We start from the raw sequence: 7,015 nt of genomic DNA, 5'->3' as shown, positions 1-7,015 counted from the left end.
GTGGACACAGAAATTCGTACGCTGGTACAACCAGGAACACAAGCACAGCAGCCTGAAATTCGTGACGCCGGCGCAGCGCCACACTGGTCAGGATGCGGCGATTCTGGCGTGCCGCGAGAAGGTCTATCGAGACGCCAGAAACAGCAATCCGGGGCGCTGGTCGCGCGGCACGAGGAATTGGAAGCTGGAAGACCAGGTCTGGTTGAATCCGGAACGGATTCGGCCAGAAGCACTACAGCAAGTAGCTTGAGGTGACGCGACAACTACGTTGACAAACGCCGATCTCTTCGGCATCAGAAGCATTTGAAGCAACAATAAATGCATTAAATCTCGATGCGGCATAAAGCAGAGACGCACTAATTCTACTAGGGGTATCTCGCTCACATTGGCTGTTCGCCAGTTGAATTACCTCGTCTGCTCGGTCCCAAAATCGCGGATCCGGGTCGCTGTCGCTCGTTGGTCTCTCTGTCATAGTGTTCTTTTCATTGGTAAGGCAACGTTCCATCAATGTCCGCTTCTGGCCAAACCCGGCCGTTCAGGTCAGGATAGCAGGTCGCCCAGGCCGAAAAATCGCAGACTGTCACGAAGGACCCGATCCGACCCAAAGCCGACGTCGTAGTATTGGTGACTCAGGTGTCACTTTGCATCAGTTTCATGCACGTCCCGCCAGCACAGCATATCCGTCAGCCGTTCTTCACGCTCTGGATCGAACCCACAGCGATTTTCGAACACGACCGGATTCTCGTAAGTGCCGAACAACCAATCCCACCAGACAATGTCGCCGTAGTTGTTGCGATGCCGTCCGTACTGGTGGTGCACGCGGTGCATTTCCGGCCGCTGGAAGAACCAGCCGACCCAGCGCGGCGTCCGCACGCTCGTGTGGTAAAAGAATTCACCCAGCGCCGTACACAGCGTGTAGACACTTCCCGCTTCCGGCGACAAGCCGAGAAACGCGTAAACGAGCAGGCTGCCGATCATCGAATTCACGACCATCTCGACCGGATGCTTGTAGAAGGAGGTGATCACCTCGATGCGCTGCGGGCTGTGGTGGATCTGATGGAATACTCTCCACAGGAAATCCGATTCGTGCCTGGCCCGGTGCCACCAGTAGAACACGAAGGTCGCGATGAAGTAGGCTACCAGTCCTCCGGTCACCGGACCGAGGTGGCGGGACAAGTGCAGCAAGGAGGCCGACGATAGCCAGCGCTCCCAGGTCCACCCCGCCAACAGGACAACACCCAGCTGGACCGCATTGATGACCAATACCCGCACGGGCCAGGTACGCACCCGCGGCAGGCGCCACCCCGGCACGATGCGCTCCAGCAGAAAGCAGGCCGCGAAGACCGCAAAGATCGTTGTCAGCATAGAGTCCCCGTTGTCAAATGGTTGGAGAACCCATCATCTGACGATGCCCGCGATGGCGCCAGCACCGGTATCGGCGGGCTTGGATGGCGCGCCTGCCGGTCGCAGATTCCGATACTGCACGGTCAAACCCGGATCTCGGCCTGGACAGTTCACCAGCAGCTCCAGCGTTTCCTGGGTTTCCTCTTGAACGACCGAACTTGGCCGGTTGCTGTCCTTAAACCGGGGCCGCGTTCGACACGAAGCGGACTGTGAGAAGGGACATCGAAATAGAGGCGTGAGCTAGCTTTCGACGTACAGCTTTTCAGTCGCCTTCTTCAAGTCCGCATGAGGCAAGAACTGATCTGAAATGGTGAGGATTGCATGCAAATTATTCTTCAGCTTTTCCAGCTCCATGCTGCCGGGTTTGATCGCTGTCTGTAACAAATGAATGGCCATATCCGCCAAGAGCAAGCGTTGCTTTTCCATCCAGTCGGTCGGCACGTCTTTGGTGGCGGGATGGCGCAGGAAAGCATCCTCAACCGCTCCATGTATTTCCCAAGCCATTTGCGTGAGTTCATTTCGTTTAATGTCATCCATGCTTCCCCCTCGAGTGTCGTGCTGTTGGAATGTAAGGCCGCCGAGGACAATGGCGCCTGCGCTCCAGCACTCCCTTGCTGGAGGACGGCCCGGCCGGATCAGTTCCGGCTGCGGTCCGCCAGGAACTGCCGCGCGCGCGGATGCTGCGGATGATTGAAGAACTCCTGCGGGCTGGCCTGCTCCAGGATCTTCCCTTCGCTCATGAACCAGACGCGGTCGGACACCTCGCGCGCAAACCCCATCTCATGGGTCACGCAGACCATGGTCATGCCCTGCTGCGCCAGCGAGCGCATCACCTGCAGCACCTCGCCCACCATTTCCGGGTCGAGGGCGCTGGTCGGCTCGTCGAACAGCATGATCGGCGGGCGCATCGCCAGCGCGCGCGCGATCGCCACGCGCTGCTGCTGGCCGCCGGACAGCTCGTTCGGATAGGCGTCGCGCTTGTGGGCCAGGCCCACCTGCTCCAGCAACGCCATCGCATGGGCACGCGCATCAGGCAGGGTCGCGCGTTTCAGCTGCACGGGAGCCAGGGTGCAGTTTTCCAGCACGCTCAGGTGCGGGAACAGGTTGAAGTGCTGGAACACGAAGCCGATGCCGGCGCGCAGCAGGTTGACGTCGGCGCCCTTGGCATGGATGTCGCGCCCGTCGACCTCGATGCGGCCGCCGTCGATTTCCTCGAGCCGGTTGATGGTCCGGATCAGGGTCGACTTGCCCGAGCCGGACGGCCCGCACACGACCACCACTTCATTCTTGTGCACGCGCTCGGACACGTCGACCAGGGCGTGATAGTCGCCATACCATTTATTGACTTTATCGAGAACGATCATCGTTCGCTTCCTTTTACGACGCCTGCGCGGAACGGCGCTGCAGGCGCCGCTCGAGCAGGAAGGCCAGCCGGGACAGGCCGAAACAGAGGATGAAATAGGTCAGCGCCAGGATCAGGTAGACCTCGACCGCCTGGGTGAACACCAGGGTGTTGACCTGGGTCGCGATGAACGAGACTTCGGACAGGCCGATGATGTAGCCCAGCGAGGTCGCCTTGATGGTCGAGACCAGCTGGCTGACCAGTGAAGGCAGGCCGTTGCGCAGGGTCTGCGGCAGCACCACGCGGCGCAGCGCCTGCGGATAGCTCAGGCCCAGCGAGCGCGCGCTTTCCAGCTGGCCTTTCGGCAGCGCGCGGATGCCCGCCGCCACGATCTCGGCCAGGTAGATGCCGTCGAACAGCACCAGCACCATCAGCATGGTCGTGGCCTGCCCCGTCTTCACGCCGGTCACGGCGGGCAGGAAGAAGTAGACCCAGAACACCACCAGCAGCAGCGGCACCCCGCGCACCAGCTGCACCAGGGCGGTCACCGGCCAGCGCAGGGCGCGCCAGGGACTCACGCGTGCGATGCCGAGCAGCAGGCCGAGCGGCATCGCCAGCACCAGGGCGGCGCCGGACAGCAGCACGGTCAGCGCCAGCCCGCCCAGCGGACCCTCGGGATATTGGCCGACCAGGAAGTACAGCCAGTAGGTATCGATCAGTTCAAGCATCGCCACCTCAGGCCGGACGGACCGGATAACGGCGCTGGACCAGGTGCGCCGCCAGCGAGATCAGGAGCGACACGCACAGGTAGGCCAGGGTCGCGAAGGCAAAGGCTTCGACGCTGCGGAAGCTCGCGGTCTCCACGCGCGCGGCCTGGTACATCATCTCGGCCGCGCCGATCACGGTGGCCACGCTGGTGTCCTTCCACAGGTTGACGGTCTGCGACAGCAGCGGCGGCACGGAAGCACGCAGCGCCTGCGGCAGCAGCACCAGGCGCACCGCGGCAATGCGGCCCAGGCCAAGCGAACGGGCCGCTTCCAGCTGGGTCGGCGGCACCGCGCGGATGCCGCTGCGGATGTCCTCGGCCATGTGCACGCCGCTGTACAGCGCCAGCGCGATCACGGCGCACACGGCTTCCGGGCTGTTCGCGTACAGGACTTCGCGCGCGCCCTCCGGCAGCAGTTCGGGGAAGGCGAAATACCAGAACAGCAGGTGGGCCAGCAGCGGCACGTTGCGGATGCCCTCGACGATCGTGCTGCCGACGGCGCGCGCGGGCGCGGAGGTCGAGGTGCGCATCAGCGCCACCGCGGCGCCGAAAGGCAGGGCGAACACGAAGCTGACCGCGGTCAGCTGGAGCGACAGGATGAGGCCCTGCACCAGCCAGTCGTGGTACTGGCCGGACTGCAGGAGGGTCGGATCGAAGAACTGCAAGGCTCGGGGCTCAGATCTTGTCGGTGCTGATCTTGAACGCGCGCTTGGCGATGTTCGGGCGGGTGCCCGGGCCATACCACTTGTTGAACAGCTGCTCGGCCGCGCCGCTCGCCTCCAGTTCGCGCAGGGTCGCGTCGACCACCGCCTTCAGGCCCTTCTCGCCCTTGCGCAGGCCCATGGCGATAGCCTCGTTGCCGATCGAGGTCGGCAGGATGGTGAAGCCCTTGGCGGCCGGGCCCAGCTTGCCGTAGTCGGCCAGCAGCGAGGACTCGTCGTTGACATAGGCGATGCCCTTGCCCTGGCGCAGCGCCTGGAAGGCCTGCTGGGTGTTCTCGAAAGTCACCACCTCGGCGCTCGGGACGGCCTTGCGGATATTCGTTTCCTGGGTGCCGCCGCGCACGGTGACCACCTTCTTGCCGGCCAGCTGGGGCAGCGCGGTCACGCCGCTCCCGGCGCGCACCATGACTTTCGAGCCGGTGACAAAATGGGTCACGGCGAAATCGACCTGGGCTTCGCGTTCCTTGTTGTGGGTCAGCGTGGCGGCCAGGATGTCGACGTGGCCCTGCTGCAGTTCGGGGATGCGGGCCGACACCGCCAGCTGCTTGAACACGGGCTTGACGCCGATCTTCTTCGCCACCGCGGTGGCCAGGTCGATCTCGTAGCCGACCAGCTGGCGGGTCTTCGGGTCGATGAAGCTGTTCGGCTCGTCGGTGCCCAGCACGCCGAACACGATCTCGCCTTTTTTCCTGATGTCCGCCAGCTGGTCGGCATGGGCGGCGCCGGCGGCCAGGTGGGCGGACAGGGCGACCGCGCCCAGGATGAGGTGACGGCGAGTGATCATATGCTGCTCCAACGACAAAATATTCGAGCTCAACAGTATATAGCAAGCACTTATACGGCAAAATGAATAAATTCCCATAAGAAAATGCTCGTTGCGGTATAAGCACCGTGTTTCGCTCGACGGCACACGAAGCTGCCTGCACAATCACACTAACGATTATTGCGGAGACAACATGCTGCTCGTCACTTTCAACGTCAACGGTATCAACAGCCGCCTTGGCGCCCTGCTCCAGTACCTCGAGGAGCGCCAGCCCGACGTGGTCTGCCTGCAGGAGCTGAAGGCGCCCCAGGAGAAGTTTCCCGAGCAGGCGATCCGCGACGCCGGCTACCATCCGATCTGGCATGGGCAGAAGAGCTGGAATGGGGTCGCCATCCTGACCCGCGACGGTCCGGCCGAGGAAATCCACCGCGGCCTGCCGGGCGATCCGCTTGATGAGCAGAGCCGCTACCTGGAGGCGGCGTACCAGGGCGTGCTGGTCGCCTGCCTCTACCTGCCCAACGGGAACCCGGCGCCGGGGCCCAAGTTCGACTACAAGCTGGCGTGGTTCGAGCGCCTGATCCTGCGTGGCGCCGAACTGATGAAAGCCGGGGTGCCGGCGGTGCTGGCCGGCGACTTCAACGTCATGCCGACCGATATCGACGTCTACAAGCCGGAACGCTGGCTGACCGACGCGCTGTTCCGGCCCGAGACCCGCGAGGCCTTCCACCGCCTGGTCGACCAGGGCTGGACCGACTCCCTGCGCACCATGCACCCGGACCAGAAGATCTATACGTTCTGGGACTACTTCCGCAACGCCTTCGACCGCGACGCGGGCCTGCGCATCGACCATTTGCTGCTCTCGCCCACCCTGGCGCCGGCGCTGCGCGGCGCCGGGGTCGACAAGTTCGTGCGCGCGCGCGAAAAGCCGAGCGACCACGCGCCGACCTGGGTCGAGCTCGACCTGGCGGCGATCGCGCGATGAGCCGCCGACTTCTCCCCCTGCTGGCCCTGGGCGCGCCGTTCTGGGCGCAGGCCTCGACGATGCCGGCATTCTGCGTCAAGGCCGCAGGGACGGTGGAACAGGCGATCTGCGCCGACCCGAAACTGGTGGCGATCGATCGCCAGCTCGACCAGGTCTACACCGAAGCGCTGGCCAAGGCCGACGCCGCGCAGCGCAAAGCGCTGCTCATGCAGCAGAAAGGCTGGTGGCGCGGGGTCAGGGATTGCTGGAAGGCGCAGGACATGCACGCCTGCATCGCCGAGGCCTACGTGCTGCGCCGGGTCGAACTGCAGGCCACCTACCACCTGGTGCGCCTGCGCGGAACCTTCAGCTTCACCTGCGACGACGGCAGCACGGTCAAGGTCACCCACTTCAAGACCGACCCGCCCAGCCTGATCGCCGCGCGCGGCGGCGAGCAATCCCTGATGCTCAGCCAGCCGAGCGGCAGCGGGGCGCGCTATGCGGGGCGCAACGAGCAGTTCTGGGAGCACCAGGGCAGCGCCACCGTCGTGTGGGGCCATGGGACGCCCGAACTGCACTGCAAGCGGACCTGATCACCGGCCGGGGCTCAGGCGGACAGCTTCCGCATCTCGGCGTACAGGTCGGCCTTGCCCTCGAAGCCGATGCCCGGCAGGTCCGGCATGGTGATGTAGCCGTTGTCGACCCTGACGCCGTCCGGGAAGCCGCCGAAGGGCTGGAACAGGTCCGGATAGGATTCGTTGCCGCCCAGGCCCAGGCCGGCCGCGATGTTCAGCGACATCTGGTGGCCGCCGTGCGGGATGCAGCGGCGCGGCGACCAGCCGTGCTCGCGCAGCATGTCGAGCGTGCGCAGGTACTCGACCAGGCCGTAGCTCAGGGCGCAGTCGAACTGCAGCCAGTCGCGGTCGGCGCGCATGCCGCCATAGCGGATCAGGTTGCGCGCATCCTGCATCGAGAACAGGTCTTCGCCGGTGGCCATCGGGTTCTTGTAGTAGTTGCGCAGGGTGGCCTGCAGCTCGAAGTCGAGCGGATCGCCCGG

General features: G+C 64.2%; 10 protein-coding genes and 1 pseudogene. 3 read left to right on the top strand and 8 right to left on the bottom strand.

Annotation, left to right across the window (positions count from 1 at the left end; genetic code table 11):
• Positions 1-250 (top strand): annotated as a pseudogene (locus H162_RS34920) (IS3 family transposase); the annotation flags it as partial.
• Here the strand turns inward: H162_RS34920 and H162_RS35855 are convergent.
• The 7 genes from H162_RS35855 to H162_RS0129285 form a co-directional block, all read right to left on the bottom strand.
• Positions 233-472, bottom strand: coding sequence for a DUF3144 domain-containing protein (locus H162_RS35855; protein ID WP_156885877.1), 240 nt, complete (start codon positions 470-472; stop codon positions 233-235). The pseudogene H162_RS34920 and the gene H162_RS35855 sit on opposite strands and share 18 nt — an antisense overlap.
• A 164-nt stretch (positions 473-636) precedes the next feature.
• Positions 637-1,365 carry a sterol desaturase family protein gene (locus H162_RS0129310; RefSeq protein WP_020657036.1) on the bottom strand — a complete coding sequence of 243 codons (729 nt, stop codon included), beginning with the start codon at positions 1,363-1,365 and terminating at the stop codon, positions 637-639.
• Between the two features lie 279 nt (positions 1,366-1,644).
• Positions 1,645-1,941, bottom strand: coding sequence for a hypothetical protein (locus H162_RS0129305; RefSeq protein WP_026355256.1), 297 nt, complete (start codon positions 1,939-1,941; stop codon positions 1,645-1,647).
• Positions 1,942-2,039: 98 nt separating this feature from the next.
• Positions 2,040-2,768 carry an amino acid ABC transporter ATP-binding protein gene (locus H162_RS0129300; RefSeq protein ID WP_020657034.1) on the bottom strand — a complete coding sequence of 243 codons (729 nt, stop codon included), beginning with the start codon at positions 2,766-2,768 and terminating at the stop codon, positions 2,040-2,042.
• A gap of 13 nt (positions 2,769-2,781) precedes the next feature.
• Positions 2,782-3,474, bottom strand: a complete 693-nt coding sequence (locus H162_RS0129295) for an amino acid ABC transporter permease (RefSeq protein WP_020657033.1) — start codon at positions 3,472-3,474, stop codon at positions 2,782-2,784.
• A gap of 7 nt (positions 3,475-3,481) precedes the next feature.
• A complete protein-coding gene (locus H162_RS0129290) occupies positions 3,482-4,177 on the bottom strand; it encodes an amino acid ABC transporter permease (RefSeq protein WP_020657032.1) in 696 nt (231 codons plus the stop codon).
• Between the two features lie 10 nt (positions 4,178-4,187).
• Positions 4,188-5,018 carry an ABC transporter substrate-binding protein gene (locus H162_RS0129285; RefSeq protein WP_020657031.1) on the bottom strand — a complete coding sequence of 277 codons (831 nt, stop codon included), beginning with the start codon at positions 5,016-5,018 and terminating at the stop codon, positions 4,188-4,190.
• Positions 5,019-5,190: 172 nt separating this feature from the next.
• Here H162_RS0129285 and xth point away from each other — a divergent pair, with 172 nt between their 5' ends.
• Together xth and H162_RS0129275 are read left to right on the top strand one after the other, a co-directional pair.
• The gene (xth, locus tag H162_RS0129280; RefSeq protein ID WP_020657030.1) at positions 5,191-5,979 is read left to right on the top strand and encodes an exodeoxyribonuclease III; all 789 of its coding nucleotides are present in this window, start codon (positions 5,191-5,193) and stop codon (positions 5,977-5,979) included.
• The gene (locus tag H162_RS0129275) at positions 5,976-6,551 is read left to right on the top strand and encodes an MliC family protein (protein WP_020657029.1); all 576 of its coding nucleotides are present in this window, start codon (positions 5,976-5,978) and stop codon (positions 6,549-6,551) included. Before xth ends, H162_RS0129275 begins: the two co-directional genes overlap by 4 nt.
• A gap of 14 nt (positions 6,552-6,565) precedes the next feature.
• On the opposite strand, the gene H162_RS0129270 is transcribed toward H162_RS0129275, so the two are convergent.
• Positions 6,566-7,015: enolase C-terminal domain-like protein (locus H162_RS0129270; protein WP_020657028.1), on the bottom strand; the 450-nt coding region annotated here is incomplete at its 5' end.

It is taken from the genome of Massilia niastensis DSM 21313 (genome assembly GCF_000382345.1).
In the GTDB taxonomy this organism is placed as follows: Bacteria; Pseudomonadota; Gammaproteobacteria; order Burkholderiales; family Burkholderiaceae_D; genus Telluria; species Telluria niastensis.
This window is presented reverse-complemented; position numbering and strand designations above follow the sequence as displayed.

Bases quoted from the DNA above. Each gene is read 5' to 3' on its own strand.
- H162_RS35855 (WP_156885877.1), bottom strand. From the start codon at position 472: ATGACAGAGAGACCAACGAGCGACAGCGACCCGGATCCGCGATTTTGG.
- H162_RS0129310 (WP_020657036.1), bottom strand. From the start codon at position 1,365: ATGCTGACAACGATCTTTGCGGTCTTCGCGGCCTGCTTTCTGCTGGAG.
- H162_RS0129305 (WP_026355256.1), bottom strand. From the start codon at position 1,941: ATGGATGACATTAAACGAAATGAACTCACGCAAATGGCTTGGGAAATA.
- H162_RS0129300 (WP_020657034.1), bottom strand. From the start codon at position 2,768: ATGATCGTTCTCGATAAAGTCAATAAATGGTATGGCGACTATCACGCC.
- H162_RS0129295 (WP_020657033.1), bottom strand. From the start codon at position 3,474: ATGCTTGAACTGATCGATACCTACTGGCTGTACTTCCTGGTCGGCCAA.
- H162_RS0129285 (WP_020657031.1), bottom strand. From the start codon at position 5,018: ATGATCACTCGCCGTCACCTCATCCTGGGCGCGGTCGCCCTGTCCGCC.
- xth (WP_020657030.1), top strand. From the start codon at position 5,191: ATGCTGCTCGTCACTTTCAACGTCAACGGTATCAACAGCCGCCTTGGC.
- H162_RS0129275 (WP_020657029.1), top strand. From the start codon at position 5,976: ATGAGCCGCCGACTTCTCCCCCTGCTGGCCCTGGGCGCGCCGTTCTGG.